Origin of the sequence: Anaerobacillus sp. CMMVII (assembly GCF_025377685.1) — a bacterium.
Lineage (GTDB): Bacteria > Bacillota > Bacilli > Bacillales > Anaerobacillaceae > Anaerobacillus.
The window spans coordinates 16,704-41,537 of sequence record NZ_JACEHK010000006.1; the positions used below are offsets into that span (position 1 = coordinate 16,704).

Consider the following 24,834-nt stretch of genomic DNA (forward strand, 5'->3'; position numbering starts at 1 on the left):
TATAAGCGTATTCTTTGATTATTGACAAATAATATCATAAAATGAATAAAAATAAATCAAGGAGGGCTTACATTTGAGCTATGTAGTTGAAGTACAATTTTGTATGCAGTGAAACTTTGCTCCGAAAGCTGCGAGTTTCGCAGAAGAAATGCTTACCCACTTCCGACATGAAATCACAAAGCTAGAGCTTGTTCCTAGCTCTGGTGGCGCTTTTGAAGTCATTATTAATGGCAAAAAAATATATTCTAAGCTTGAAACCGGATCATTCCCGGAGGCAGAAGAGATTTTTGAAAAAATGGAAGATCTGTAAGCACTCGATGAGAGTGCTTTTTTCTATTTGTAAAGAGGTGCCAGCCGGACTAGGAAGTGCTTGTGTGCCTAAACCACTATAAAATGTAAAAAAGGGTCACGTAGAAATTTTAGATTATCTACATTGGCCACTTCTAAGCAGGAATTAGCAAAATACTGTGTAATTTTTCCATTTTTTCTTGTATAATATAGGTGGACAAGCAGTATAAGAGAGCTAAAAAGGGGAGGAAAACAAATGAAGCAAAAATTTGCTAAAGGACTTGGGATCAGCCTTGGTATTGGATTATCTATCTATTTGACTGGACTTTATTTAGAGTACAAAGAAAAAGTCGCACTGGAAAAAGAACGTGACACATTTGGTACGTAAGGAATTTTTTAGGTAATCGGTTTATTCGGTTACCTTTTTGTTTATGATGTAAATACATACATAAAAAGGTGATCGGGCGAACCGATCACCTTTTTCCATCTAAGTGATTACTGCTTCTGGGGTCTTATCGATCTGTTTTTTTCGGAGACACCTCATTTCGATGTTCTAGTTAGAACAATGGATAAAAGGCTAGACTGTGCAAGCGTTATCACCCCTTGAGGTTAGAAAAGCAAATCTTTATTACCCAACATCATATTTAGATGGGAGAAACAGTTGCCTGCTTCACAATACTATTTTGCGTAAACGGACAAAAAATATTTATGGAAAAATTTTCTGTGTGTTTGGTTTGTTGTTAGAGTTTTGCTGACAGAAAAGGTATAATGAGCGATAGAAATATTAAGGGAAAAATGGGGAGTGTCCAATGAAACAATTTTTACGAGAATTACCAGCAATTCATGTGTTGAAATCTGATTCGCGCTTTAACGAGTCCTGTGAAAGCTTTAACATAAATGATCATGAAATGACGGACCTTGTCCAACAAGAAATTGAACAACTCCGTAAAGATATCCTTGGTGAGGCCTTAGGAGACATTGCGTCACCAACGAAGGAAGGTTTTAAGGATGTCGTTTTTCAGAGACTTTTAAAAAAATTAGAAAAGTACCAACGATTTAATTTACGTAGAGTGATTAATGGGACAGGAACTATTTTACATACAAACCTAGGCAGGGCGAAATTAAGTAATGTCGCCATTGACCAGGTTATCGAAACAGCTCGAAACTATTCAAACTTAGAATATCAAATTGAAGCCGGTAAACGTGGGTCAAGGCATGATATTATTAATGATGTCATTCAACGAATTACTGGTGCAGAAGCAGCCATGGTTGTAAATAACAATGCCGCTGCCGTTTATTTAATTTTACGTGCACTAGCAAAAGAAAAAGAAGTGATTGTCTCAAGAGGGCAGTTAGTTGAAATCGGTGGCTCGTTTCGAGTTTCTTCAATTATGGAGGAAAGCGGAGCCAAGCTAGTCGAAGTAGGGACAACGAACAAGACGCACTTGTATGATTACGAAAATGCGATCAATGAAGAAACGGCAATGATCTTAAAAGTGCATACAAGCAATTTTAAAACAGTCGGATTTACAGCAAGTGTTGAGACAGAACAGCTAGTGGAGTTATCCAATCAGCATGAGGGCGTTATTTTTTACGAGGATTTAGGAAGTGGTGCATTGTATGATTTCACCCACTATGGAATTGGCGATGAGCCTGTAGTTTCTAAAGTATTAAAGATGGGCGTTGATCTTGTTTCATTTAGTGGAGATAAGCTCTTAGGTGGTCCACAAGCCGGAATTATTGCTGGGAAGAAAGAACTCATTGAAAAGCTGAAGAAGCACCAGTTAGCCCGAGTCCTGCGTGTCGATAAGATGACATTGGCAGCGTTAGAAGGTACTTTAAAGTCCTATGAAAATGAAACGGCGTTGAAGGAAATTCCGACGGTCAGAGATATTATAGCTTCTAAGGAGGACATCGGCACTAAAGCAGTGGAATTTATTGAAAATGTTGAGAGCCAATGTACAAGCTATACCTGTACGATGATCGATGAATTCTCGCAAATTGGTGGTGGAACGATGCCAATAGAGCAAATAGCGACCAAAGCCGTGACGCTCGTTTCAAATAATTATTCGGTACAGCAAATGGCAGAAAAATTACGATTAAACATCCCTGCCATAGTAACTAGAACGAAGGCGGATCAGGTTCTTCTTGATTTTCGTACCATTACAACCGAAGAAATCCCAATTATTGTTGAAGCGTTGGTGAAGATTGAAAATACGGAAAGACAGGCCTAATTAGGTCTGTTTTTTTTATGCTTATTAAACAATTAAAAATATTTTTACAAACCTGAGCATATTTCTTTTTTTAATTATAAATTTGTTATACATTCATTTTGAAATACTTATACAAAAAACTTAGGAGGTTACAAAAATGAAGAAAAAAGTATTAATGGTGTTTTTAGCTTTCATCATGGTTATGGTGACGAGTGTGGGGGCTTTGGCTAACACTCATGAATCAGCGGGAGCGGATATTGTGGATACAGCCATTGCTGCAGGAGACTTTACTACGTTAGTAACTGCTGTTCAAGAAGCCGGGTTAGTCGATGCACTGAAAGGGGAAGGACCATTCACTGTATTTGCTCCGACAGATCAGGCATTTGCCGATTTACTTGAAGAATTAGCAGTGACAGCTGAAGAACTCTTAGCTAGAGAAGACCTAGCAGACATTCTTTTATACCATGTTATTTCAGGAAAGGTGTTGTCCTCAGACCTAGTTGATGGCATGGAAGTCGAGACTTTAAATGGAGAAAGTATCGTCATTTCCTTAGATCCAGTAAAGGTTAACTCAGCAAATGTAATAACAGCTGATCTTGAAACAACAAATGGAGTGATTCACGTAATTGATACGGTATTAGTTCCTGAAGCAGAGGCGGATCCATCAGCAGAAAGTGACGAGCTTCTAGACATTGTTGATACAGCAATCTCCGCAGACTTTACTACATTAGTAGCAGCAGTCCAAGCAGCTGGGTTAGTAGATGCTTTAAAGGGAGAGGGTCCATTCACAGTATTTGCACCAACTGATGAGGCTTTTGCTAATCTTCTTGCAGAATTAGCAGTGACAGCAGAAGAATTATTAGCACGAGAAGACTTAGCAAATATTTTGTTATATCATGTTGTTTCAGGAAAAGTCCTGTCCACAGACCTAGTTGACGGCTTAGAGGTAGAAACATTAAGCGGTGAAAAGATCCTCATCTCTTTAAATCCAGTGAAAATAAACGATTCAGGTGTGATAGCAGCTGATATTGAAGCTTCTAACGGAGTAATACATGTAATTGATCAAGTGTTGATTCCATTAGGTGAAGAAGAAGCGCCAGAAATCCCGAAAACAGGAGATAATGCGATCCTAATTTCCGCTTTGTTAGCAATCTTTGCTGCAACAGCTTCAGTTTACTTCATGCGCAAATCGAAAGTTGCGAAAGGATAAGAAAGATTAAGTGAGGGGGCTAACTTATAAAGGATGTTTTTATGAACAGGTTCCGGATTATTTCTATTGTTTGTACGGTCATCTTCTTATTTTCGATGTACAACGTGTACAATTCTCTTTATGATAGTTATAAAAATAAACAGTTATATACGTCAATTCAAACCGAGTTTATCGCGCATATGAACGACATCCAAACTTCAGCGAGTGATGACGTACTACCTTTAGAAGAAACACGTTCAATTATGGATAAGTTTCTACCTTTGCTCGAAAAAAATGAAGATACGGTTGGGTGGATCACTATTCCTAATACTCAAGTGGATTATCCGATTGTAAAAAAAGAAGACAATGATTTTTACTTACATCATAACTTCGAGGGCGAGCGTTCTAATGGAGGTACGATTTTTATGGACTTCAGAAATATCGGCGATGGAACAGATCGGCATACAATTTTATACGGGCATAACATGAGAGATGGCACAATGTTCCAAGGATTGATGAAATATAAACAAAGTGACTTTTTTTCTGATAATCAAATGATTACGTTTTATACGTTGTATGAAGAAACGAAATGGGAAATTTTTTCTGCTTATGTGACCGATACGAATTATTATTATATTCCTACAAGATTTCGTTCGAAACGTGATTATTTAGATTTTCTTGAAGGAATCCAAGGGAAATCCCTATTTCAAAGTGAAATCGAATTCACAGATGAGGATAAAATTTTAACACTTTCCACTTGTTCTTATGAATTTTTGGACGCAAGATTTGTCGTTCATGCAAGAAAGGTGAATTAAAAAAATTAGAGATCGATGAGTAGTCGATCTCTAATTTTTCTTACCCGCTTAGCTTTCACCGTCAGTTTGTCCTACATGGTTATGCTTCTTTACTTTTTTTGAACCGCTTAATGGCTCTGGCTGGCCTGAATTATGACCTTTTGGTGAGTTTTTACGTTGATCCTTGTATGTGTTTTTCTCAGTCATGAAAAAATCCCTCCTATCAGAAATAGTGCGAGCCTTATTAGTATTTTAACGCTGATAAAATCTATTCATGACTGTCATGAATAGATCTAGACACAATTATAAAAACTAATAACGCAATACAGTTAAAAGAAGGGGGAGTTTGTTTTGCCATATATAAAAAACAAACAACAAGCATTCCAAGCAGCCCAACAGGCTTTTGTACAGGCAGAAGACGCAGCAAGCAACCTAGAAGTAGCAGATGAGGATTTTGGTCACCACCTAAAGCAAGCCGAGCGTGAGATCAGAGAAGCAGAGCAAATGATTCAAAAGGCTCTCCGTAATGCAAGTGAACATCAAAGAAATGAGCTTCAGAAGTTTGAGGCTGAACTAGAAGAATTAAAAAGTAACTTAAATCAATATTAACAACAATAAAACTCCACAGTTGCTGTGGAGTTTTATGCTTGAACTATTGGCGTTTTTTTGTTTTTTTGTTATTTTGCTTCTGAGCCTCAGTTAACGGTTCGTTTGAAAACTCGGTATTATATCCTGCTCCAGTTCCTTGAGCACTTGCATCATTCATCCCAGGTCGAACGTGATTTGCTTTACGTTTTGCCATTTTTTTCACCTCCAGTCATTCATGTTTTATTTTTTCTAAAATAATGAATTTCTATGTTCAACATTTTGATAAGACAGGATTCCAATATGTGTGAGGTGTAATTTAACCCATAAACGAGAAAATTTTGCTATACTTAAAAAGAACATTTTTTGAACTTTTTTTGAATTAACTATTTAGAGAATTGCGAAAATGTGGTATAAGATTAGTAGAAGGAGGTTTTACATATGACAATGGAAAAAAATCTTTATAATGCACGTTCATCGTTTCAAGTAAACGGAAAAGAGTATAACTATTACAAGTTACAGGCAATTGAAGAGGCTGGTGTTGGTAACGTTACCAAACTACCATATTCAATTAAAATCTTACTTGAGTCCGTATTACGACAATTTGATGGTTCAGTAATTAAAGAAGAACATGTTGAAAACCTAGCAAAATGGGGAACAAGCGAAGTAAAAGATATTGATGTACCTTTTAAGCCTTCTCGCGTTATCCTTCAAGACTTCACAGGGGTGCCAGCTGTTGTAGATTTGGCTTCTCTTCGTAAAGCAATGGCAGATTTAGGTGGAGATCCAAATAAGATCAATCCAGCTATTCCTGTAGATCTAGTTGTTGACCACTCTGTACAAGTTGATGAATTTGGTGCTGATGATTCATTAGCCAAAAATATGGATTTAGAATTTGCCAGAAATGAAGAGCGCTATAAGTTCTTAAGCTGGGCGCAAAAATCATTTGATAACTACCGTGCAGTTCCACCAGCAACAGGAATTGTTCACCAAGTTAACTTAGAATATTTAGCAAGTGTTGTACAAACTGTTGAGAAAAACGGTACTTGGGAAGCATTCCCTGACTCTTTAGTGGGTACAGACTCTCATACAACAATGATTAATGGTCTTGGAATTCTAGGCTGGGGCGTAGGTGGAATCGAAGCAGAAGCAGGAATGCTTCAACAACCTTCATATTTCCCTGTTCCTGAAGTTATCGGTGTTAAGTTAGTCGGATCATTACCAAATGGTACAACAGCTACTGACCTAGCATTAAAAGTTACACAAGTGTTACGTGAGAAGAAGGTTGTTGGAAAATTCGTTGAATTTTTCGGGCCAGGACTTTCAGAAATGCCTTTAGCAGACCGTGCAACGGTTTCAAATATGGCGCCTGAATATGGTGCAACTTGTGGTTTCTTCCCAGTGGATGATGAAGCCCTTAATTACTTACGTTTAACAGGTAGAACAGAAGAGCAAATCGCCATTGTAGAAGCATATTGCAAAGCGAACAGCTTATTCTATACACCTGATAGTGAGGACCCAATCTTTACGGATGTAGTTGAAATTAACCTTTCTGAAATTGAGCCTAACCTTTCAGGTCCAAAACGTCCGCAAGACTTAATTCCACTTTCTGAGATGAAAACTGAGTGGAACAAAGCAATCAAAGCACCTGCAGGAAGCAGTGGTTTTGGCCTAACTGACGAAGAGATTGCAAAAGAAGTGACGGTTCAACATCGAAATGGTGAGACGTCAACCTTTGGTACAGGGTCTGTTGTCATCGCGGCTATTACAAGCTGTACAAATACATCAAACCCATTCGTTATGCTTGGCGCTGGATTGTTAGCGAAAAAAGCAGTTGAAAAAGGACTTAAAGTTCCTGGGTATGTAAAAACAAGCTTAGCTCCTGGTTCTAAGGTTGTTACTGGCTACTTAAACGATGCTGGGTTAACTCCTTACTTAGACCAATTAGGATTTAATACAGTAGGTTACGGCTGTACAACTTGTATCGGAAACAGTGGTCCACTTCCTCAAGAAATTGAGAAGGCTATTTCTGAAAATGACTTAACAGTAACTTCAGTATTAAGTGGTAACCGTAACTTTGAAGGACGTGTTCACGCTCTTGTCAAAGGTAACTATTTAGCATCACCACCTCTAGTTGTTGCTTACGCGTTAGCAGGAAATGTGAACTTTGATTTATTAAACGATTCATTTGGTAAGGACTTAGATGGAAATGATGTATTCTTTAGCGACCTTTGGCCAACAACTGAAGAAGTGAAGGCAGCAATGGCACAAGCTGTTAAACCGGAATTATTCAAGAAAGAATATGAGCGAGTGTTCGATGAGAACCAACGTTGGAACGACTTAAAAACAACTGAAGAAAACTTATATACATGGGATCAGGATTCAACGTATATCCAAAATCCTCCATTCTTTGAAAACTTATCACCAGAGCCTGAGGAAGTAAAAGAACTTACTGGCTTAAAAGCCATTGCGAAGTTCGGTGACTCAATTACAACTGACCATATTTCTCCTGCTGGTTCAATTGCCAAGGATAGCCCAGCTGGTAAGTATTTAATGTCTAAAGGATTAGCACCTGCTGACTTCAACTCTTATGGTTCTCGTCGTGGTAACCACGAAGTAATGATGAGAGGAACTTTTGCAAATATCCGTATTAAAAACCAAATCGCTCCTGGCACAGAAGGTGGTTACACAACTTACTGGCCAACAGGTGAAGTAATGGCGATTTACGATGCGTGCATGAAGTATAAAGAAGAAGGCACTGGTTTAGTTGTTCTTGCTGGTAAAGATTATGGGATGGGAAGTTCTCGTGACTGGGCAGCAAAAGGAACAAACCTTCTAGGAATTAAAACAGTTATTGCAGAAAGCTTTGAAAGAATTCACCGTAGTAACTTAGTGTTAATGGGCGTTTTACCACTTCAATTCAAAGATGGCGATACTCCTGAATCATTAGGTTTAACTGGTAAAGAAGAGTTTACTGTAAAAGTAACAAATGAAATCAAACCAAGAGATCTTGTTACTGTTGTGGCTTCTAACTCAGAAACTGGGGAAGAGAAGCAATTTGAAGTATTGGCTCGTTTTGATAGTGAAGTTGAAATTGACTACTACCGTCATGGTGGTATCCTACAAATGGTACTTCGTGCAAAATTAGCTGAAGAAAAGGCAAAAGCTTAAGTTAAAAAGGTCGCTTCTCGTGGAACAATCCACCTAGAAGCGACCTTTTTTTGTCTAGCTCCAGACGCCTTGCGCTTTTCTTATTTCTTTAATACATAAGTTGCTCGATCTGTTTTTATCGTTAAAAATTCATTTGAGGCTTCAATCGAATGAAGCTCATGTATTGGTAACTCATAACTATTTAATGGTAACCTGGTGGTTTTTCCACTTTGAAGAACACTACCTTTTCCTTGCAATTGGATGGTAAAAGGATCAACATAGTCATCTTCATCCTCTAGTTGTTTTACAACTTCAACCCCAGTTAACGCAAGTTTATTTTCATCAATATCGTTTCTTTCTTGTTTTTCAATGGTAATTTCAGAACCGACCCAGTGATTTAACTCTTTTAGTAAAAATTCGATTGATTTATTTGTCATTTCACTCATGGTTTTCCTCCTTCAAAACATGTTGTTAGTAGGATTTGCTTTAGATAAGGTTAAAATGCATGTAAATAATTTAATTGCTAAGTGAAATACTAGGTAGGATTGCAAAAAACGTAACTTATGTTTTTTGCAGGCATTATAAAAAAAGGAGGGGCGTTAACATGGGAAGACAAAAAAAAGGAAATGCCAATGCACAAAGAAATAACAATAAAAAGAAGATGGGAAAAAGTAATCACGCGTCAGAGCTAAGCACTTTTTCTGAAATAGAAGCTGAAAAAATGAAAAATGACTAGGGGGGATTGTGTATGACCGTTCAAACTCAAATGCAGCAAGCGATAGCTTCTGCACTTAGTGTTGAGGCAAGCCTAACACAATTTTCGCTAGAAACGGAAAATCAGCAAATGAAGCAGTTATATAGCCAATTGGCCGAGCAACAAAGAGGTATTGTAACTCAACTTGAGGGACGTTATCAACAAATCCTTCATGAAGAACCACAATTTAATCAAAATCCATAATTAAACTGTAGTTTGAGTTTTGAATATTGAGTTTTGAGTTGTTTAAAAGAGAAGCCTCGAAGTGTAATTTTTATGAGACTCATTACTCATCATTCAAAACTCATAACTTTTATATAGCGAGGAATGATGATATGTTTGAATTTTGGACAGGCGCAGAAGATCTACCTGTGTATGGGTTTCTTATTAGAGCAATTATCATTTACGTATATATCTTTGTCATTATCAAAGTCTTAGGACAACGCTCAATGGTTGCGTTAAATCCTATTGACTTTTTATTTGCTGTTATCATTGGGGATGTAGTCGGAGAGCCGCTGGCAGACGGAAGTGTTCCTCTTGCTGGTCCTCTTTCAGCAGCAGCTCTAATTGCCGGTATTCATCTAGGTTTATCGTATCTAGCGTTAAAGACACCACGATTTAGGCGTGTCATTGAAGATGAACCAATTATGATTATCGAAAAGGGTAAAATCCTACATAAAGAAATGACAAAAGCAAAAATTACCGTAGAATCGTTATTAATGGACTTACGATTACAAGATGCCATTGATCTTAGGGAAATTGATTATGCAATGTTAGAGCCAAATGGGCAAATTAGTGTGATCAAAAAAAGCCAATATCAGGCTTTAACACCTGATGATATGCAAAAACAAGCACCACCAAAAGGATATCCAACAGTCTTGATCCAGGATGGTAGAATTGTCGAGCCAAATTTAAAAAAGGTTGGGACACGAGGATGGCTTGAGGAACAACTTCAAAAACATGGAATTCGCCACCATACAGACTGTTTCTTAATGACGATGGACGAGGGTGGACAAATTTACGTAAGTCAAATGAATCAACGCGTAGAACATCCAAATAAGGAAATTTTCAAATAATTAGGTTTAAATACCAGCTCTAAAGACCATAATGGTAAAAACATCTTGTAAAGGGCTGGTTTTAATGAGGAAAATAAAAAAAATGTCTTTTGATGATTTGGTAAATCAAAACAAAAAAGAGCTCTTAAATGATGAAGAAGCTTTAGAAAAAATTGAAGAGCGTCTTGATAATAAACATTATGAACGTCTAAAGAAAGTTGGTAAAGCCCTTATGGGTTTTGCCGCTTTTTTTCATGAGGAGGGAAATGTCTTGGGTATCTATGGGAGAGTTTTGGCTAAAAAGCTCCCAACAACTTCATAACATATTGAGGTTCATAAAAGCGAATATTAAGTTATGAAGGGGGAGTTAAAAATGGCTAAATCAAAACACGCATTTGACAAGTTTCGTCCTAACCACTTAGGTACTCAGCAAAGAGCTTCGGATAAAAACAATGGTAAAAAAATGGGCACAAAAGGTAATGAGGAGCCAGACTATGTTCCTCCAAAAGGATAATCCTTATAGGAATCCTAAACTGATAAAAGAAGATAACAACCAATATCGGGTTGTTATCTTCTTTTTATTTATGACTCAGCTTGAAGCGAAAATGGCGGTTCGGAAAGGTTTTCTAATTATCAGCCAGAATCATTCCGAAGTTTGCCTAGGTTCGGAAGGGCTTTCTGATTTAAGCCCTGAAGTATTCCGAACTTTACTACATTCAATTTACCCCACATTATTTATAAGCGGCTTTTATATTATCTAATACAGTCTGGAACGGTTGCTTCTTTTTCACGTCAAAAAAATCGTTAAATGGAAGAATTCCTTGTGTCACTCTATGAATTCCTTCCTCCATGGGGAACTGTGTTGGATGAAGTTTCTCGCTTACCTCTGACCATTTTAACGGGGTTGCCATTAACGCATTTTCGTTTCCTCGTAACGAATAAGGGGCAATGATGGTTTTTCCTTCCCCATGCTGGAGGAAATCAATATAAAGGCGATTAAGACGATTTTTCTTTAAGCGTTGCGTTGTAAACGATTTTGGGTATTTCGTTTCTAGAAAATTTGCGATAAAACTTGTGAAAATTCGAGTATCCTCATATGAATAAGTTTCATCTAACGGTAAATAAATTTGCAAGCCTTTATTTCCTGAGGTTTTGATAAAGCTATGCAGCTTTAAATTATCAAAAATCTCTTTAAGGATTAAGGCTGCCTCGATGGCTAAAGAAAATTCATTTTGGGAGGGAGGATCTAAATCAAGGACAATTTCACTTGGGTTTTTGCTTTGAACGGTTTGAAAAGGTATATGATACTCAATGGCAGATTGGTTCCCTAACCAAAACAAAGTTGAAAGCTTTGAACAAATGACATATTCGATGCCATCAGATACTTTCGTTTCAACATAACTAGGAGCATAATCAGGACAGTTTTTTTGATAAAAAGACTCTTTATCGACACCATTAGGAAAGCGTATCACGGTTAACAAACGATCCCTTAAGAAAGGCAGCATATGGGGTGCTACAACAGTTAAAAACTTCAAGACATCATATTTTTTAATCCCTTTTTTCGGGAAAATAATTTTCTCAATGTTTGTTAGAGAAACAGTTTCACCATCAATGGCTAATTCTGCTCTAGCTTTGGTATTGCTTCCCATGTACAGTCCTCCCAATTTTTATCGAGGCGAAACCGTCGAAACTTAGGATGTCGAAGTTCATTCCGACTAAATTCCAAAAATTCTACTTCAATACAAATGCTCGGCTTGACGTAAGTTAGGCTCTGAACAGTCTTGACCTGGTTCTTTTTTATTGTAGCAACGAGAGCTTCTTTTTCTTCCTTTGTAAAACCTTGTCCTACTTTGCCAATCATTTTTATTTCTCCTTTATAAAGACAGCCAATATGAAAAAAAGCATTGGCTTCGTCATAAGCAAGCACAAAGAAAGTGGCTATAATCATATTTTTAATTTTCAACCAGTGCTTTGTTCGTTGTCCTTCTTGCCACGTACTTTTGATTCGTTTTGCGATTACCCCTTCACCTTGTACGTTTGAGACGGATTCCCAAAGTGTCTCTGAATCCTCAAAAAAACGAACAAATTTTACAAGCGGATGATCGATGGTAGTAATGACTTTTTCTAGCTGTTTTTTTCGATCCAAATAAGACTTACCAAGCAGTAGTACACCGTTTTCCATCAGTAAATCAAATGCCATGAAGGTGACAGGGGTCGATTTTACGGCTTGATGAATTTTCTCGATATTTTTCAACCGACCTCTTTTTGAATTAGATCAAAGTTTGCTTTAAGGTCCCCTTCAAGGACAGATAATTCCCCATCTAATATTAGTGGCAGACTTAATTTTCGGCTCACTAATTCAAATAGATTGATGATCTCAGGAAATTGTTGATTGAGAAGATTTTGATTACGACTGACGATGTTTATGTTTCGGTTTTCTTCGAGATAGATCATCGCTCGAAATCCATCGTATTTTACTTCGTAAACCCAATCTTCTCCTTTAGGTATTTCTGTCACTAATGAAGGAAGCATCGGCTTTAGTACCTTCAAGATTAACCAGTCGCTTTCTTGGTCCTAGTTGTTTTACGTTTTTTCGGTGTTTTTGTTTGATCAATGCTAGCTTGTAAGGCTTCCATAAGGTCGACCACATTTGTTTGTGGCGCTTGTGTCGATGTTTGGATCTCATTCCCGCTAATTTTTCCTTGAATGAGGTCCATTAAGGCAGTACGATAATCATCCGTATATTTCTCAGGTTCGAATGTGGTTGTTAATTGCTCGATTAATTGAATCGCTGTTTCCATTTCTTTTTCACTTAATTCAATATTTTCAGGGACTCCAGGAACTTGATCAATATTTCTTACTTCATCAGGGAAATAAATCGTTTCAAGAACTAGGGTATTTTTATAAACTCTGACAACAGCTAAGTTTTGTTTTGAACGAATCGTGATTTTTGCAATCCCAATTTTCCCGGACTTTTCCATCGCTTGTTTCAGAAGCATATAAGCTTTTTGACCGTTATCATTAGGGCCAATAAAATAAGAACGATTAAAATAAATCGGATCGATTTCCTCAAGTTTTACAAAATCAATAATTTCGACACTCTTGTTTTGTTCTTGCTCAATTTTTCAAGATCTTCTTGCTCCAAAAGGACAAATTTTCCTGGTTCGTATTCATAACCTTTAACAATATCGGCATTGTCTACTTCCTTCTCGCAAACAGGGCAGGTTCGCTCATATTTAATTGGACTATTGCATTCCTTATGGATCATTCTTAGTTTAATGTCTTTATTTTCTGTCGCCGAAAAAGTTTGATTGGAATATGAACAAGACCAAAACTTATGGAGCCTTTCCACATTGTATGCATGATCTCTCACTCCTTTAAAAGTAGTAGTTCTTTTCTTAGTATGCACGTCTCATTGCTTGCAAATCTGTAAGCTTTTACCTGTATGAGACTGTGGGGAATATCGGATAAATAAACTAATGAGAAAAAACAATTCGGGAAGATTGTCTAAATTTTACTGAAAAAATTGCTTGTCAAACGGAGTACCATTGTTAATAATGGAGGAGAACTGGTTTTATCTATTTGTTTTTCTTAAAAGGAAGTGTTTCACATTCAACCTCTACATGAAGATCGAGATAATAAACAATCGAGTGCAACAACAAAAAAGAAATTCAAAAATATTTATTAATTTGTTTGTTTATCTACTTACTGGCGGTTATCTATGTTACATTGTTTGCCTGGAATTACGGTGCCTCGCTTGGTCCTGCTGGTCCTGGGGGGAGGAACTACAATTTCATTCCGTTTCGTAGCATCTATCGCATTGCCGTTTTTAGTCCGAAAATCATTGATCCAATTAAGATATTGATCGGAAACATCATTTTGTTTATGCCATTTGGATTTCTCGTACCGATCGCGATAAAAAAACTGCGAAAATCAATCTTTGCAACAACGATGCTAGGTATGCTTTTCTCGATCCTGATCGAAAGTAGTCAATTTTTATTTACGTATCGTGTTTCAAATATCGATGATGTAATTTTAAACACACTCGGTGCATTTCTTGGTGCAGTAATCATAAAAATTGGTTTCTTTATAAAGTCAAAATTATTTTATTTTCGAATCTAAAAAAGGATGAACCAATGTACTAGCACCTAGCTACTACGTATGGATCATCCTTTTTGCATTATTTACAGGAGTTTAAACTAGCGATTTCTTCCAACGAGAATAGAAATAAATGGTCATTAAGATAATGGCTGCATATATCCCAATAATAATGATGACTTCTTGGTTTGAACTGACAAACGAATGTCCAAGTACGGCAAATAAAGCATCGCAGGGATTTTCCCTAAGCTTGAAGCAATGGTGTAGCTTAGGAAGGAAACGCGGCTTACCGCACTATAAGCATTGACAACAATCGATGGAATAAACGGGATCAAACGAGACACTAAGATTGTAATAAAAGCATTTCGTTCAAACATCAAAGTAATCATTTCTAGACGCTTATAGCGTTGAATAATCTTGAGTCCCCAGCTTTGAAAGACGAAGCGAATAAAAAGAAACATAATAATTGATGCAGCAGTCGAAGCAACCCACGTAACAAACCCACCTAGAAACGTTCCATACATTGCACCGATAACGCCACCAATAATCGGAAATGGGATAATTGGAAAGAGTGCAAAAAGGGTTGCAATAAACATGGTTAGAAAGATTGAAGTATCCTTAGTTTGTTGAAACCATATGATTAATTCTTCTTGGTATACGTAGATAGCAATGGCAATTAATACATAAAAAATAAATAAAAGTGCTTTATTCATGTTGTCACTCCTGTAATGAAAATTGTGCATTTTAGAACTTGTCACATTTATTGATTTTACCATAACTTGTCAAGAAATGATGTTGAAATAGATAGTAATTTTTCCTTTTCATTTATTAACAACTTTGCTATGATATTAATACAATAAAACTAAGTGGTTAACTCGGAATTATAAAAGGGGTGAGAGCTTTGCCTAAGTATAGCTTCAGCTTACTATTGATCATATGTATCTTCACAGGTTGGTATTTTTTCTCTTTGTCAACGGAAGCAAAGAAACCATTTGTAGTGGAAGAAATGAATTATCCTACGATTGAGGCAGCGCTCGTTACCGTAGAAGATGATAAAGTCGAGATTTTCCAAACAGGAATGAACGGTGATTTACATTATGTTGTTTACACCATAAATCACGATCAATTAATCACGGAGCTTTTCTATCAAAGTAAGGAAGGTTTTAAGCGAGTTCAAGATAGTCGCCTTATCATTGGAGGAACACCGTTACGTGAAGCGGAGCATAAAATCAGAACATTTTTAGTGACTGATGGGCCTTGGGTAGATCACAGGATGCCTTTTACTTATGTAACATTTGGGTTCGTACAGAAACCGCAACAAGTAGATAGTGTTGAAATTAGGTATCAGGGCCAATACAAAAAGGTTTCTCTAAAGAGTCAGACGTTTTTTTACGATCGCTTCTTCCACCTGGCAGTGGGAAACGTTACAACCAATTATTTTTTATAACCAACGTAACGAAGATATCGGTGGATTTTTGAGAGATTTATTGATCGCAGACGCCTATTGCCATTGAGTTGGGCGTTTTTTTATTTCGCTCTTTTCTAAAAGATTGTTGCTCGTAGCTTTTAGGTCGTAACCAAGCGAATGCTTGGTTCTTCACGCTTTGCGTGAAGCTTTTGAGAATAAATAAGCCATTGTGACAAATAATTTTGTCCCAACGGCATATTTATTCTCAGTAGACGACCTAAAAGCAACAAGTTTTACGACAACAGCTTTTTATTTTGCTGTTGTCGTATGGCAAGTCCTCTCGACTACAAATTAGGAATACCTTTTCTATATAAATACTAGTTTATTGGAATTAAAGTGCCTAAGGCTTTTTTTTATTTACACAATAAAATAGGCGCAACGAATTTAGGAACAAAGTTTACTAAAAGTACCTTTTGTTAAAAATTACTTGAATAATTTTACGTGAAATTCAGAGAAAAAAGATGGAATTTTTCATCAAAATGAGTTATATTTCGTGTAACGAAAAAAAGTGGAGAGGGATTAAATTGAAAACAAAAAATATTTGGCTGATTTATTTCATGTTAGCTTTGGCAACAAGTACCTGGGGAAGTGCCTTTATCGCAGGAAAAATTGCGGTAGAAAGCTTTGAACCTGCGACAGTAGCCTTCTTCCGTTTCTTTGGTGCAGCAATCTTGCTCGTTCCGCTGATGTTGTACTTAGAAAAAGACATCCCTAAACCTACGAAAAAAGATTGGTTTTTATTTGCTATGCTTGGTTTGACTGGTATTGCACTCTATAACATTTTCTTTTTTATTGCTAGTAAGCATGCACCTGTGATTAAGAGTTCGTTATTTATTGCATCTAATCCAATCTTAATTATTCTACTATCTGCGATCTTTTTAAAAGAAAAAATATCTCGTAATCAGGTATTCGGCCTTATTTTAGCAATGCTCGGGGTTGCTTTTATCATAACGAATGGTCATCTTGAAGTTTTTATTACGATGGCGTTTGAACCGATTGATGTTATTCTGCTTGGAGCCGTTATTTGTTGGGCTTTATACAGCGTCATTGGTAGAGTTGTATTAAAAAAGTTTAGTTCGATTGTTTCCACGACGTATGCGGTCGTGTTTGGAACTGTCTTTTTATTACCTTTTGCTATGATGGAAACTAGTTTTTCAGACTTCACATCAAGTACTAGTAGCGCTTGGCTAGCGATTGCCCATATGAGTGTTTTTGTGACTGTTGTTTCATTTATCATGTATTATTACGGAATACAACAAATTGGTGCTGCTAAAGCCTCTATATTTATCAACTTTATGCCGATCTCAGCAGTGATTATGGCTAGTGTGTTTTTAGACGAGGCGTTAACTCTTCCTCATTTAATTGGTGCTTTATGTGTTCTTGGCGGTGTAACGTTAAGCACGTATAAACGTCCAGCTAAAAAAGCAAAAATAAATGAGGTAAAAAAATTAGCTTAAAATTCGACATCTTTCTTGAAAGGAGAGCTTAAACGAGCTTTCCTTTTTATATTGTCTCTAAATGGCGTTGGAATAAGTCTTAAAGAAGACAAGCTCCATTTTTTTGAAAAAAGGAAGCGCTTTAATATTGAGCTATAATTTCGCTGTCGTCGAAAAACAGATAATTTTGAAGAACGAAAAGGTTTGAAGCACATTTTCTCTACGTTTAGAATAGATAATACTATCATTCTTTTTATTATTTAGAATTTTTCAAGGAGTTGAACGTTTATGGATATGAGTTATGAGCAAATGACAACGGGTGAGATTATTGATTATTATAAAAGAGTAAGAAGCTACATTGAACAAGGCTTTCGAGTCGAAGGGTTAAAAGATGAATTAGCGTTAATTTCAAAGACAATGAAAGGCAAGAGTTCAGAAATGAGTGGTTCCGAGTTGGAGCAATATTTAGTGGAAATTGATAAATATTTAAAAAGTATTCGCCACTAAAAAGGACGAGAAACGTTTTTTCTTGTCCTTTTTTCATTTTAGGAATTATTTCTAAAAAGTGATAAGATAAGAGAAATAGTTTTTTCGGAGAGTGGTTAAGGTGAGTACCTACGCGTATGGAATTGAAGAAATAGAGAGTACCATTGAAAAATGCAAGGTGACTGACAATGTCAAGGAAGGGAAACTTCTCAGGTTATTGCAGATGGTTGAAAGCATGCAAGAACAATCGACCAAAACTAGTAAGCTTAAAGCACAACTTTATGCAATGATTGCATTGGCGAGATTTAAACGTGTTAATGAACTTGATCAAGTAACACTTAGTTGGCTAGATAAAGCGATGGAAGTCGACCCAAGAGATCCTTTAATAAATGAGACGTACATTAAAATATATCTTATGCTACTAGAAAGTCCGCTACTTCCTAGTCAGTTTCCGCAAATTCGGGAAACAGATCACGGTAATGCGAAAAAAAAGTTAGCTAACGATTATTTACATTTGGCAAATGAATTCTTTGAACGTGCTTCATACTTTGAAGGCATTATTGAGTCACTAATCAATGCAGCTAGACGATTATATGATGACGAAAAAATAATCAAATTTGAGGTTTTGGCTGATATTCTTCTACAATTGAAAAAGGAACTACGAACAATTGTAAAGTCTACCGAGAGCTATGCCGATTCAGTAAAGGGTATCTATTATTCCCAGACACAACTTGCAGAAGTGAAGAAGTCGATTGGAGAAATTGAATCCTTACATAAAAGATGGCAAGAAACTACTGGACAAGCTGGAGAAGTACAAACTTCCGATCAAGCCTCTGCATTAATTGAACTACAAAAAATGGTCGGTTTAACAGAAGTAAAAGAAAGAGTAGAAAAGCTCTATCATTATTTACTGTACCAGAAGGTTCGAAAAGAAAAAGGCTATCAGTTAAAGGACGAATTAAGCTTACATATGATTTTGACAGGAAACCCTGGGACGGGGAAAACTACGCTCGCACGCTTACTCGCAAAAATTTACTTTGAGCTTGGAATGTTACCAAGAGAAGAAGTCATCGAAGTCGATCGTTCCCATTTGGTTGGCGGGTATATTGGACAAACAGAGGAAAACACGATGAATGTAATTAAACAAGCAGTGGGCGGTGTGCTATTTATTGACGAAGCATACAGTTTGAAGCGAGAAGATAGTAGTGGGAGTGATTATGGACAAACGGCGATTGACACGTTAGTTTCGGCGATGACGAGCAGTGAATATGCTGGTAAGTTTGCCGTCATCCTAGCGGGGTATCCTGAAGAAATGCGCCAGTTCTTATGGGCCAATCCTGGTCTACGCAGCCGATTTCCAGAAAACAACCACATTCATTTACGTGACTATGCGATTGAAGAGCTTATAGAAATAGCAGAACAAATTGCACTTGATAATGATTTTACGTTTTCGGAATCGGCGATTATCGAGTTGAAAAAACGGATTGAACGTGAGCAAGTCGATGCTTCTTTCGGAAACGCGAGAACAGTGAAAAATATAGTTCTTGATGCTATTTTTCAAAAAGGTTCAGTTGTCGGACTTAATGAACCTTTTAATAATGAGGATTTTACGATCTTAACAAAGGAAAATGTTCAAGGTCATGTTCAAGACGAGGACGACACGGATGGGATTCAGCAATTAGACGGTCTCGTCGGCCTTCAAAAAGTGAAACAAGAGGTTAAGTCATTAGTCTCTTTTGTAAAGGTACAACAACTGCGCCGCGAAAAGAAGCTGCCAACTGTTCCTCTTCAGGTGCATTCCGTATTTACTGGAAACCCTGGAACTGGTAAAACGACCGTAGCAAAACTGTACGCGAAAATCCTAAAGGAAATCGGACTCCTGAAAAGAGGGCATTTAGTAACTACTAGTAGAGGAGATCTTGTTGCAGGGTTTACTGGGCAAACCGCTTTAAAGACGAAGAAAAAAATTCGCGAAGCACTAGGTGGGGTTTTATTTATTGATGAGGCCTATTCCCTAGTAGGTGGCCAAGGTGACTTTGGTAAAGAAGCCGTTGATACATTAGTAGATGAGATGACAAAGCATAATGATAATCTCGTCGTTATTTTAGCTGGATATCCAGAGGAAATATCCAAGCTCATCAAAAGTAATCCTGGACTTGAATCCAGGTTTAAGAAATACTTTCACTTTGAGGATTACCAGATAGAAGAAGTAGTGGAAATGGTCGGACTAAACGCAAAACAGTTTGGTTATAGCCTAACAAGTGATGTAAATAGTTATTTACAATCACAATTAGCTGAGCAAAAGCCGACGGGAAATGGGCGCTTTGCCAAAGACCTTGTTGATATAGCTATTCAAAATCATTCGTTACGGATTATGAACGAAGTAAAACAGCTAACAACAACTGAGTTAACACAATTAACACTTGAAGACTTCAAAAAATCTTTTTAAGGGGGAAATAAATTGTTTACTTCGATAGCAAAAATTGAAGTTCGCTATGCGGAAACCGATCAAATGGGTGTTGTTTACCACGCAAATTACCTTGTTTGGTGTGAAATCGGGCGAACGAAATTAATAGAGGAAATGGGTTTTAAGTACGCACAAATGGAACAGGAAGGGATTATGTCTCCGGTTGTCAATGTTCAATTCTCGTATAAGTATCCAGCGAGGTATGGAGAAACGGTTGAGGTAAGAACTTGGGTTGAAGAGTACAATAGTATTAAGGTAACCTATGGCTATGAAATCGTGAACCAAGATGGAAAAATATGTGTAACTGGAACAAGTGAGCATGTTTGTGTTACGAAAGAGTCATTTCGGCCGATCTCAATCAAGCGAAAGTTCCCACTTTTGCACGATGCTTATGAAAAAGTAAAGAACAAGACTAATGTGTATAAAACTTGTCTTAAAGTAAAAATAACCTTGTGGTTTTTTTCGAATACTTAAGAGACAAGGAGACACTTATCTATGGCAAAACCAGATAACCGTTATAATAACGCAGAGCGTTTAGAACAAATGGTCAATAATACAATCGAGAACTTAGAGGAAGCCCATAAAACGCTCCAAAATGAAGATTTAAATAGTGCTGATCGTGAAGCGATTGAAGCGAAAAACGCGCGTAGAGAACAAAGCATCGAAGGCTTTAAAGCAGAGATTGAAGATGAAATTGCTGCACGTGAAAACGGCGAAATTTAATTAGGGTAAGGTGAGGTTAGGTGTTTGCCTAGCCTTTTTTTGCGGAGAAAATCTCACCAATTTTATGTACTCAAGTCAATAAAATGGTAAACTAAGGGTATTCGTAAGCTGGAGGTAAAGTATGGAAGATACACAGAAAAAGATTATTGCAGAAATGAAAGTAAAGCAAACGATTGATGTCACAAATGAAATTGAGCAACGTGTTAAATTTTTAAAACAATACGTACGTAAAACAAATACCAAAGGCCTAGTATTAGGGATATCGGGTGGACAAGACTCCACGTTGGCAGGGAAACTATGTCAAATGGCTATTGACGAGCTGAACGCAGCTGAAGCAAGCCATTCTTATCAGTTTATCGCCGTTCGGCTTCCTTATGGTGAACAATTTGATGAACAAGATGCTCAGGATGCATTAGCGTTTATCGCTCCTTCTAAAAATTTGACCGTTAATATTAAAGCTGCTGTCGATGCATCAGTAAAAGCGTTTACCGATGCTACGGGTCAAGAGCTTAGTCATTTTATGAAGGGGAACACAAAAGCGCGGGAAAGAATGAAGGTCCAATACGATATCGGTGCCTATTATCAATGTTTAGTCGTTGGTACGGACCATTCAGCAGAAGCTATTACTGGCTTTTATACAAAACATGGCGACGGCGCTTGTGACATTGTTCCACTTTTTGGGTTAAATAAAAGGCAAGGTAGACAATTATTGCAACACTTAGGCTGTCCCAAACACCTCTACTTTAAAGTTCCAACGGCTGATTTAGAAGACGATAAACCTGGTTTACCTGATGAGGCGGCTCTAGGATTTACCTATGAAAATATCGATGACTATTTAGAGGGTAAGCAAGTACCTACGGAAATTAGCGCAAAAATTGAAGCGAAATTCAAAGTAACCGAACATAAACGTCAAGGCCCAGTCAGTATTTATGATGATTGGTGGAAGTGAGTTAAGAGTGAAGAGTGTTGAGTGATGAGTTTTGTAAGGGTCGCTTGGACTATCTTCACCAACTCAAAACTAAAGGAGGGGATTTTTTGAAAAATGCGGATTTGCACATGCATACGACAGCATCTGATGGGGGTTATACACCTCGAGAGTTAGTCGCAAAATGTAAGGAAGTTGGATTAGAGTTTATTGCGATTACTGATCATGATACGGTGAGCGGCGTCGCTGAAGCTATTGAAGTAGGAAAAACTGTTGGATTGACTGTGATCCCTGGAATTGAGTTTTCTACCAAAGAAAGTGGCGTCAGTGTACATATTTTAGGTTATGGAATTGATGTAACCAACGAAGCTCTTCTAAAGATGCTTGATGAACAACAAAAGTTAAGAAAAAAGCGAATGGCCGAGATGGTTACCAAGTTTGCGAACCTAAACATTCACGTCAATGAAGCAGACATCTTAAAAGAAGCGGATGGGGGGAGCATTGGAAGACCTCACGTTGCCAGGGTTCTCGTAAACATGGGAATTGTAAAAGATGTAGCAGAAGCATTTGAGCTTTATTTAGGAGAGGGAAAACCCTGTTACGTCAAAAAGGAACGGGAAATGACTCCAATGGAAGCATTGAATTGGATTGCAGAATCAAAGGGAGTAGCTGTTCTTGCGCACCCTGTATACTATCATCTAGATGATAAAATTGCTGATTGGGTAAAAACGGGCTTGCTTCAAGGAGTTGAGGTGTATCACCGAGATCATGATGAAGCGGTTCAAGAGCATTATGAAAAACTCGTTCAACAACTAGAAGAAAGTTTAGACATTCAGTTGTTAAGAACAGGTGGCTCTGATTTTCACCATGAAGATTATGGGAGAGTTCGTGAGCCGTTGGGGGTTACTCGCGTGGAAAATGAATTAGCTCTCAAATTGCTCGCTAGGATCGTTTAGGTTAGTAGGCTTTAGGTGCATTTAAGAATTAGAGGACATACGTTCCGTTATTTACAGTTTTTTTGCCAATTTAAGTATTTTGAGGTCATACGTTCCGCTATTTTATCAAATTTAGCATGAAAACAGCACTTATAGTCATAATAAGGGAACGTATGTCCGTTAAATCTCAAAAAGAGTCGTTTTTTGGAAAATAAAGGAACGTAGGTCCGATAAAAAAAAGATCCTATAAAATCCACCACAGGTTAATGGTGATATTTTTTCACTTCTGTCGTTGCATCAATATAGGTCTCAGTTAGTGCTTGTGAGGCTAGCTGGTCTGCTTCTTTGTTTTCAGCCCGGTTAATTGCCTCGTACGTAACTGTTAAGCCAAGAGCTTTAATTTTCTCATCAATTCGATCAAGCCAACGCGTATGTTCTTCTTCGTAGCAAGGCCATTCACCCTTTGCTTGGTTTATAACCACCAATGAGTCCCCCTTAACGGTGATCGGCAGGTGATGAACACCGAGTGCTTCAAGTTCGTTAAGTGCCGTCCATAAAGCTGCAAATTCAGCTTCGTTGTTAGAAGTAAGTTGTTCTAGCAATTCGTTCTTTCGGAGTCGATAGTACTTTTCATTTTGTTCATAGTAAATGACGACACCGACCCCTGATAGGCGTTTTTCTTCATGAAAGCCACCATCAAAATACAGCAGCACATTGTGAGGTTCTTCTTTTAGGCTGTCTAGGTATTTCTTTAAATGTTTCTTCAACCAACTTGCTCCAGTTTCATCAATAAAGTCAATTTTCGTAAAACGTCCAGTTTTTTCGAAATCTTCACTTAAGAAAAGTGCTTCTTGAACTGGTAAGAAATCGGTATTCATGTCGTATTGACTTGTGCCGTTTTTCGGTTTATAAGCGATCTCTAGACGTATTTTCATGCGTGTTCCTCCTTTATCCCTTCAATTCACTAAAGAAATAATTGCGAATTTTATAAAAACATGATAACTTAATTATTTAAAAGGGTCGATTCTTTATTTTAGGCTCTTTTCGTAAACACTGTTGCTTTTATTACTCTAAAATAATCGGAAAATTATCTTAGATGAAGATATCACCCAATAAATTAAGTAAGAAAAGAGCAATACTTACTAAATTAGTGGTAAATTCTTAGTACTATGTGTAAAAATCCGGCTTTTGGGATTTTTACGAAAGCAACAAACTTTGCGAGAATAGCTTTATTTTAGTATTTGCCCTTAAAAATCGTACTATCCATCGTTGGGATAAACCGAGAGGAGGGACAGTTTCATGCCAATAAAAATTCCTGATGCCCTACCGGCAAAAGAAATTTTACTGAGAGAAAATATATTTGTCATGGATGAAAGTCGAGCATTTAGTCAAGACATTCGTCCACTAAAAATCGTCATCTTAAATTTAATGCCTGTAAAGGAAGTGACCGAAACACAATTACTTCGTTTACTAGGCAATACACCCTTACAGGTGGAAGTATCGTTTATCCATCCGGATACGCATCAATCCAAAAATACTTCACAGCAACATTTGCAGACATTTTATCAGTCCTTTACGGAAATTCAGGATAAGAAATTCGATGGGATGATTATTACTGGTGCGCCAATCGAGCATCTCCCATTTGAAGACGTAACCTACTGGGATGAGCTAAAACAAATCATGACTTGGTCTGTTACTAATGTCACCTCTACATTACATATTTGCTGGGGAGCACAGGCAGGACTCTATCATCATTACGGCGTTCGTAAATATGTTTTGGAAGAAAAAGTGTTTGGCGTATTTTCACATTCCGTTTGTAACCGAACAGTGAACCTATTAAGAGGCTTTGATGATGAGTATGTTGTTCCGCAATCTCGCTATACTGAAGTACGTAAAGAGGATATAAACAAGGTGGCGGACATCGAAATTTTATCTGAATCTCCTGAATCAGGAGTTAATATTGTAGCGTCTAAAAATGGAAAACAAATCTTCATTACGGGTCATTTCGAATATGACGCGACAACATTGAAAAGCGAGTACGAGCGTGATATGGAAAAAGGATTAGAGACCTGTTGCCCACTTCACTACTTTGTAAATAACGACGAAACTTCCGAACCACGACTTCGGTGGCGTGCCCATGCCAATTTACTGTTTTCAAATTGGTTGAACTACTATGTGTATCAAGAAACCCCTTATGATTTAAGTAATAAATAAAGGCTATTTTCGTAAACTTTTTTGCTTTTAGGTCGTCTTTTGAGAATAAATAAG

Annotated in this window: 29 protein-coding genes and 2 pseudogenes; 22 read left to right on the top strand and 9 right to left on the bottom strand. The window is 37.3% G+C overall.

The annotated features are described in order from the left end of the window. Positions 1-124: 124 nt before the first annotated feature. The 5 genes and pseudogenes from H1D32_RS09250 to srtB form a co-directional block, all read left to right on the top strand. Positions 125-310 (top strand): annotated as a pseudogene (locus H1D32_RS09250) (Rdx family protein); the annotation flags it as partial. A gap of 234 nt (positions 311-544) precedes the next feature. Beyond that, positions 545-676 carry a hypothetical protein gene (locus H1D32_RS09255; protein WP_261178000.1) on the top strand — a complete coding sequence of 44 codons (132 nt, stop codon included), beginning with the start codon at positions 545-547 and terminating at the stop codon, positions 674-676. A 421-nt stretch (positions 677-1,097) separates the two neighbouring features. After that, positions 1,098-2,522, top strand: coding sequence for an L-seryl-tRNA(Sec) selenium transferase (gene selA / locus H1D32_RS09260; protein ID WP_261178001.1), 1,425 nt, complete (start codon positions 1,098-1,100; stop codon positions 2,520-2,522). A gap of 136 nt (positions 2,523-2,658) precedes the next feature. Then, positions 2,659-3,711: a fasciclin domain-containing protein gene (locus tag H1D32_RS09265; RefSeq protein WP_261178002.1), complete on the top strand. Its 1,053-nt coding sequence runs from the start codon at positions 2,659-2,661 to the stop codon at positions 3,709-3,711. Between the two features lie 41 nt (positions 3,712-3,752). Further along, on the top strand, positions 3,753-4,505 hold the full coding sequence (gene srtB, locus H1D32_RS09270; protein ID WP_261178003.1) for a class B sortase: 753 nt from the start codon (positions 3,753-3,755) through the stop codon (positions 4,503-4,505). 48 nt (positions 4,506-4,553) lie between these two features. Here the strand turns inward: srtB and H1D32_RS09275 are convergent, their stop codons facing one another. Next, on the bottom strand, positions 4,554-4,691 hold the full coding sequence (locus H1D32_RS09275) for a small acid-soluble spore protein P (protein WP_261178004.1): 138 nt from the start codon (positions 4,689-4,691) through the stop codon (positions 4,554-4,556). A 144-nt stretch (positions 4,692-4,835) separates the two neighbouring features. Between H1D32_RS09275 and H1D32_RS09280 the strand changes: the two genes are divergently transcribed. Next, positions 4,836-5,093: a hypothetical protein gene (locus H1D32_RS09280; protein WP_261178005.1), complete on the top strand. Its 258-nt coding sequence runs from the start codon at positions 4,836-4,838 to the stop codon at positions 5,091-5,093. 43 nt (positions 5,094-5,136) lie between these two features. Here H1D32_RS09280 and sspO read toward each other — a convergent pair whose 3' ends face one another. Further along, on the bottom strand, positions 5,137-5,286 hold the full coding sequence (gene sspO, locus H1D32_RS09285) for a small acid-soluble spore protein O (protein WP_261178006.1): 150 nt from the start codon (positions 5,284-5,286) through the stop codon (positions 5,137-5,139). Positions 5,287-5,516: 230 nt separating this feature from the next. Between sspO and acnA the strand changes: the two genes are divergently transcribed. Continuing rightward, positions 5,517-8,240 carry an aconitate hydratase AcnA gene (gene acnA, locus H1D32_RS09290; RefSeq protein WP_314733392.1) on the top strand — a complete coding sequence of 908 codons (2,724 nt, stop codon included), beginning with the start codon at positions 5,517-5,519 and terminating at the stop codon, positions 8,238-8,240. 80 nt (positions 8,241-8,320) lie between these two features. Here acnA and ymzB read toward each other — a convergent pair whose 3' ends face one another. Further along, positions 8,321-8,665, bottom strand: coding sequence for a protein YmzB (ymzB, locus tag H1D32_RS09295; protein ID WP_261178008.1), 345 nt, complete (start codon positions 8,663-8,665; stop codon positions 8,321-8,323). 158 nt (positions 8,666-8,823) lie between these two features. Between ymzB and H1D32_RS09300 the strand changes: the two genes are divergently transcribed. From H1D32_RS09300 to H1D32_RS09320, 5 genes are all read left to right on the top strand, one after another. Further along, positions 8,824-8,955, top strand: coding sequence for a hypothetical protein (locus H1D32_RS09300; protein ID WP_261178010.1), 132 nt, complete (start codon positions 8,824-8,826; stop codon positions 8,953-8,955). A gap of 12 nt (positions 8,956-8,967) precedes the next feature. Further along, positions 8,968-9,177, top strand: a complete 210-nt coding sequence (locus H1D32_RS09305; protein ID WP_261178011.1) for a DUF1657 domain-containing protein — start codon at positions 8,968-8,970, stop codon at positions 9,175-9,177. A gap of 131 nt (positions 9,178-9,308) precedes the next feature. Continuing rightward, complete coding sequence (locus H1D32_RS09310; protein ID WP_261178012.1) at positions 9,309-10,049, top strand: DUF421 domain-containing protein; 741 nt, start codon at positions 9,309-9,311, stop codon at positions 10,047-10,049. Between the two features lie 64 nt (positions 10,050-10,113). Then, entirely contained in the window at positions 10,114-10,350 is a 237-nt protein-coding gene (locus tag H1D32_RS24955; protein ID WP_314733393.1) for an FbpB family small basic protein, read from the top strand. Between the two features lie 51 nt (positions 10,351-10,401). Next, entirely contained in the window at positions 10,402-10,542 is a 141-nt protein-coding gene (locus H1D32_RS09320; RefSeq protein WP_261178013.1) for an acid-soluble spore protein N, read from the top strand. 217 nt (positions 10,543-10,759) lie between these two features. Here H1D32_RS09320 and ligD read toward each other — a convergent pair whose 3' ends face one another. From ligD to ku, 4 genes and pseudogenes are all read right to left on the bottom strand, one after another. Further along, a complete protein-coding gene (gene ligD, locus H1D32_RS09325) occupies positions 10,760-11,677 on the bottom strand; it encodes a non-homologous end-joining DNA ligase (RefSeq protein WP_261178014.1) in 918 nt (305 codons plus the stop codon). After that, complete coding sequence (locus H1D32_RS09330) at positions 11,644-12,282, bottom strand: ATP-dependent DNA ligase (RefSeq protein ID WP_261178015.1); 639 nt, start codon at positions 12,280-12,282, stop codon at positions 11,644-11,646. The genes ligD and H1D32_RS09330 overlap by 34 nt, the downstream gene beginning before the upstream one ends. After that, positions 12,279-12,578 (bottom strand): ATP-dependent DNA ligase, encoded by a 300-nt coding sequence (locus H1D32_RS09335; protein ID WP_261178017.1) that lies wholly within the window; start codon positions 12,576-12,578, stop codon positions 12,279-12,281. Before H1D32_RS09335 ends, H1D32_RS09330 begins: the two co-directional genes overlap by 4 nt. A gap of 2 nt (positions 12,579-12,580) precedes the next feature. Continuing rightward, a pseudogene (ku, locus tag H1D32_RS09340) lies at positions 12,581-13,391 on the bottom strand (non-homologous end joining protein Ku). 330 nt (positions 13,392-13,721) lie between these two features. Here ku and H1D32_RS09345 point away from each other — a divergent pair. Further along, positions 13,722-14,150: a VanZ family protein gene (locus H1D32_RS09345; protein WP_396126169.1), complete on the top strand. Its 429-nt coding sequence runs from the start codon at positions 13,722-13,724 to the stop codon at positions 14,148-14,150. A 116-nt stretch (positions 14,151-14,266) separates the two neighbouring features. Here the strand turns inward: H1D32_RS09345 and H1D32_RS09350 are convergent, their stop codons facing one another. Continuing rightward, positions 14,267-14,839, bottom strand: a complete 573-nt coding sequence (locus H1D32_RS09350; RefSeq protein ID WP_314733387.1) for a TVP38/TMEM64 family protein — start codon at positions 14,837-14,839, stop codon at positions 14,267-14,269. A gap of 188 nt (positions 14,840-15,027) precedes the next feature. On the opposite strand from H1D32_RS09350, the gene H1D32_RS09355 reads away from it, so the two are divergent. The 8 genes from H1D32_RS09355 to H1D32_RS09390 all read left to right on the top strand — a co-directional run bounded on the left by H1D32_RS09355 (position 15,028) and on the right by H1D32_RS09390 (position 22,587). Further along, positions 15,028-15,573, top strand: a complete 546-nt coding sequence (locus tag H1D32_RS09355; RefSeq protein WP_261178019.1) for a hypothetical protein — start codon at positions 15,028-15,030, stop codon at positions 15,571-15,573. A gap of 545 nt (positions 15,574-16,118) precedes the next feature. Beyond that, the gene (locus tag H1D32_RS09360; RefSeq protein WP_261178020.1) at positions 16,119-17,051 is read left to right on the top strand and encodes a DMT family transporter; all 933 of its coding nucleotides are present in this window, start codon (positions 16,119-16,121) and stop codon (positions 17,049-17,051) included. 267 nt (positions 17,052-17,318) lie between these two features. Then, complete coding sequence (locus H1D32_RS09365) at positions 17,319-17,537, top strand: hypothetical protein (RefSeq protein ID WP_261178021.1); 219 nt, start codon at positions 17,319-17,321, stop codon at positions 17,535-17,537. Positions 17,538-17,637: 100 nt separating this feature from the next. Next, the gene (locus H1D32_RS09370; RefSeq protein ID WP_261178022.1) at positions 17,638-19,965 is read left to right on the top strand and encodes an AAA family ATPase; all 2,328 of its coding nucleotides are present in this window, start codon (positions 17,638-17,640) and stop codon (positions 19,963-19,965) included. 12 nt (positions 19,966-19,977) lie between these two features. Continuing rightward, positions 19,978-20,457 carry an acyl-CoA thioesterase gene (locus H1D32_RS09375; protein ID WP_261178023.1) on the top strand — a complete coding sequence of 160 codons (480 nt, stop codon included), beginning with the start codon at positions 19,978-19,980 and terminating at the stop codon, positions 20,455-20,457. Between the two features lie 21 nt (positions 20,458-20,478). Then, positions 20,479-20,706, top strand: coding sequence for a small acid-soluble spore protein Tlp (gene tlp, locus H1D32_RS09380; RefSeq protein ID WP_261178024.1), 228 nt, complete (start codon positions 20,479-20,481; stop codon positions 20,704-20,706). Between the two features lie 121 nt (positions 20,707-20,827). Continuing rightward, positions 20,828-21,655 carry an ammonia-dependent NAD(+) synthetase gene (gene nadE / locus H1D32_RS09385; RefSeq protein ID WP_261178025.1) on the top strand — a complete coding sequence of 276 codons (828 nt, stop codon included), beginning with the start codon at positions 20,828-20,830 and terminating at the stop codon, positions 21,653-21,655. A gap of 86 nt (positions 21,656-21,741) precedes the next feature. Further along, on the top strand, positions 21,742-22,587 hold the full coding sequence (locus H1D32_RS09390; RefSeq protein WP_261178027.1) for a PHP domain-containing protein: 846 nt from the start codon (positions 21,742-21,744) through the stop codon (positions 22,585-22,587). Positions 22,588-22,829: 242 nt separating this feature from the next. Here the strand turns inward: H1D32_RS09390 and H1D32_RS09395 are convergent, their stop codons facing one another. Further along, entirely contained in the window at positions 22,830-23,501 is a 672-nt protein-coding gene (locus H1D32_RS09395) for a reverse transcriptase-like protein (RefSeq protein ID WP_261178028.1), read from the bottom strand. Between the two features lie 364 nt (positions 23,502-23,865). Between H1D32_RS09395 and metA the strand changes: the two genes are divergently transcribed. After that, positions 23,866-24,780, top strand: coding sequence for a homoserine O-acetyltransferase MetA (metA, locus tag H1D32_RS09400; RefSeq protein WP_261178029.1), 915 nt, complete (start codon positions 23,866-23,868; stop codon positions 24,778-24,780). The last annotated feature ends 54 nt before the right edge of the window (positions 24,781-24,834 follow it).

What these genes read in the sequence shown, in the direction of transcription:
- ymzB (WP_261178008.1), bottom strand. Translation starts at nt 8,665, where the DNA reads ATGAGTGAAATGACAAATAAATCAATCGAATTTTTACTAAAAGAGTTA.
- H1D32_RS09395 (WP_261178028.1), bottom strand. Translation starts at nt 23,501, where the DNA reads ATGAAAATACGTCTAGAGATCGCTTATAAACCGAAAAACGGCACAAGT.
- H1D32_RS24955 (WP_314733393.1), top strand. Translation starts at nt 10,114, where the DNA reads ATGAGGAAAATAAAAAAAATGTCTTTTGATGATTTGGTAAATCAAAAC.
- H1D32_RS09350 (WP_314733387.1), bottom strand. Translation starts at nt 14,839, where the DNA reads ATGAATAAAGCACTTTTATTTATTTTTTATGTATTAATTGCCATTGCT.
- metA (WP_261178029.1), top strand. Translation starts at nt 23,866, where the DNA reads ATGCCAATAAAAATTCCTGATGCCCTACCGGCAAAAGAAATTTTACTG.
- H1D32_RS09255 (WP_261178000.1), top strand. Translation starts at nt 545, where the DNA reads ATGAAGCAAAAATTTGCTAAAGGACTTGGGATCAGCCTTGGTATTGGA.
- nadE (WP_261178025.1), top strand. Translation starts at nt 20,828, where the DNA reads ATGGAAGATACACAGAAAAAGATTATTGCAGAAATGAAAGTAAAGCAA.
- sspO (WP_261178006.1), bottom strand. Translation starts at nt 5,286, where the DNA reads ATGGCAAAACGTAAAGCAAATCACGTTCGACCTGGGATGAATGATGCA.
- H1D32_RS09310 (WP_261178012.1), top strand. Translation starts at nt 9,309, where the DNA reads ATGTTTGAATTTTGGACAGGCGCAGAAGATCTACCTGTGTATGGGTTT.
- H1D32_RS09300 (WP_261178010.1), top strand. Translation starts at nt 8,824, where the DNA reads ATGGGAAGACAAAAAAAAGGAAATGCCAATGCACAAAGAAATAACAAT.
- H1D32_RS09320 (WP_261178013.1), top strand. Translation starts at nt 10,402, where the DNA reads ATGGCTAAATCAAAACACGCATTTGACAAGTTTCGTCCTAACCACTTA.
- H1D32_RS09365 (WP_261178021.1), top strand. Translation starts at nt 17,319, where the DNA reads ATGGATATGAGTTATGAGCAAATGACAACGGGTGAGATTATTGATTAT.
- selA (WP_261178001.1), top strand. Translation starts at nt 1,098, where the DNA reads ATGAAACAATTTTTACGAGAATTACCAGCAATTCATGTGTTGAAATCT.
- H1D32_RS09265 (WP_261178002.1), top strand. Translation starts at nt 2,659, where the DNA reads ATGAAGAAAAAAGTATTAATGGTGTTTTTAGCTTTCATCATGGTTATG.
- tlp (WP_261178024.1), top strand. Translation starts at nt 20,479, where the DNA reads ATGGCAAAACCAGATAACCGTTATAATAACGCAGAGCGTTTAGAACAA.
- acnA (WP_314733392.1), top strand. Translation starts at nt 5,517, where the DNA reads ATGGAAAAAAATCTTTATAATGCACGTTCATCGTTTCAAGTAAACGGA.
- H1D32_RS09275 (WP_261178004.1), bottom strand. Translation starts at nt 4,691, where the DNA reads ATGACTGAGAAAAACACATACAAGGATCAACGTAAAAACTCACCAAAA.
- srtB (WP_261178003.1), top strand. Translation starts at nt 3,753, where the DNA reads ATGAACAGGTTCCGGATTATTTCTATTGTTTGTACGGTCATCTTCTTA.
- ligD (WP_261178014.1), bottom strand. Translation starts at nt 11,677, where the DNA reads ATGGGAAGCAATACCAAAGCTAGAGCAGAATTAGCCATTGATGGTGAA.
- H1D32_RS09305 (WP_261178011.1), top strand. Translation starts at nt 8,968, where the DNA reads ATGACCGTTCAAACTCAAATGCAGCAAGCGATAGCTTCTGCACTTAGT.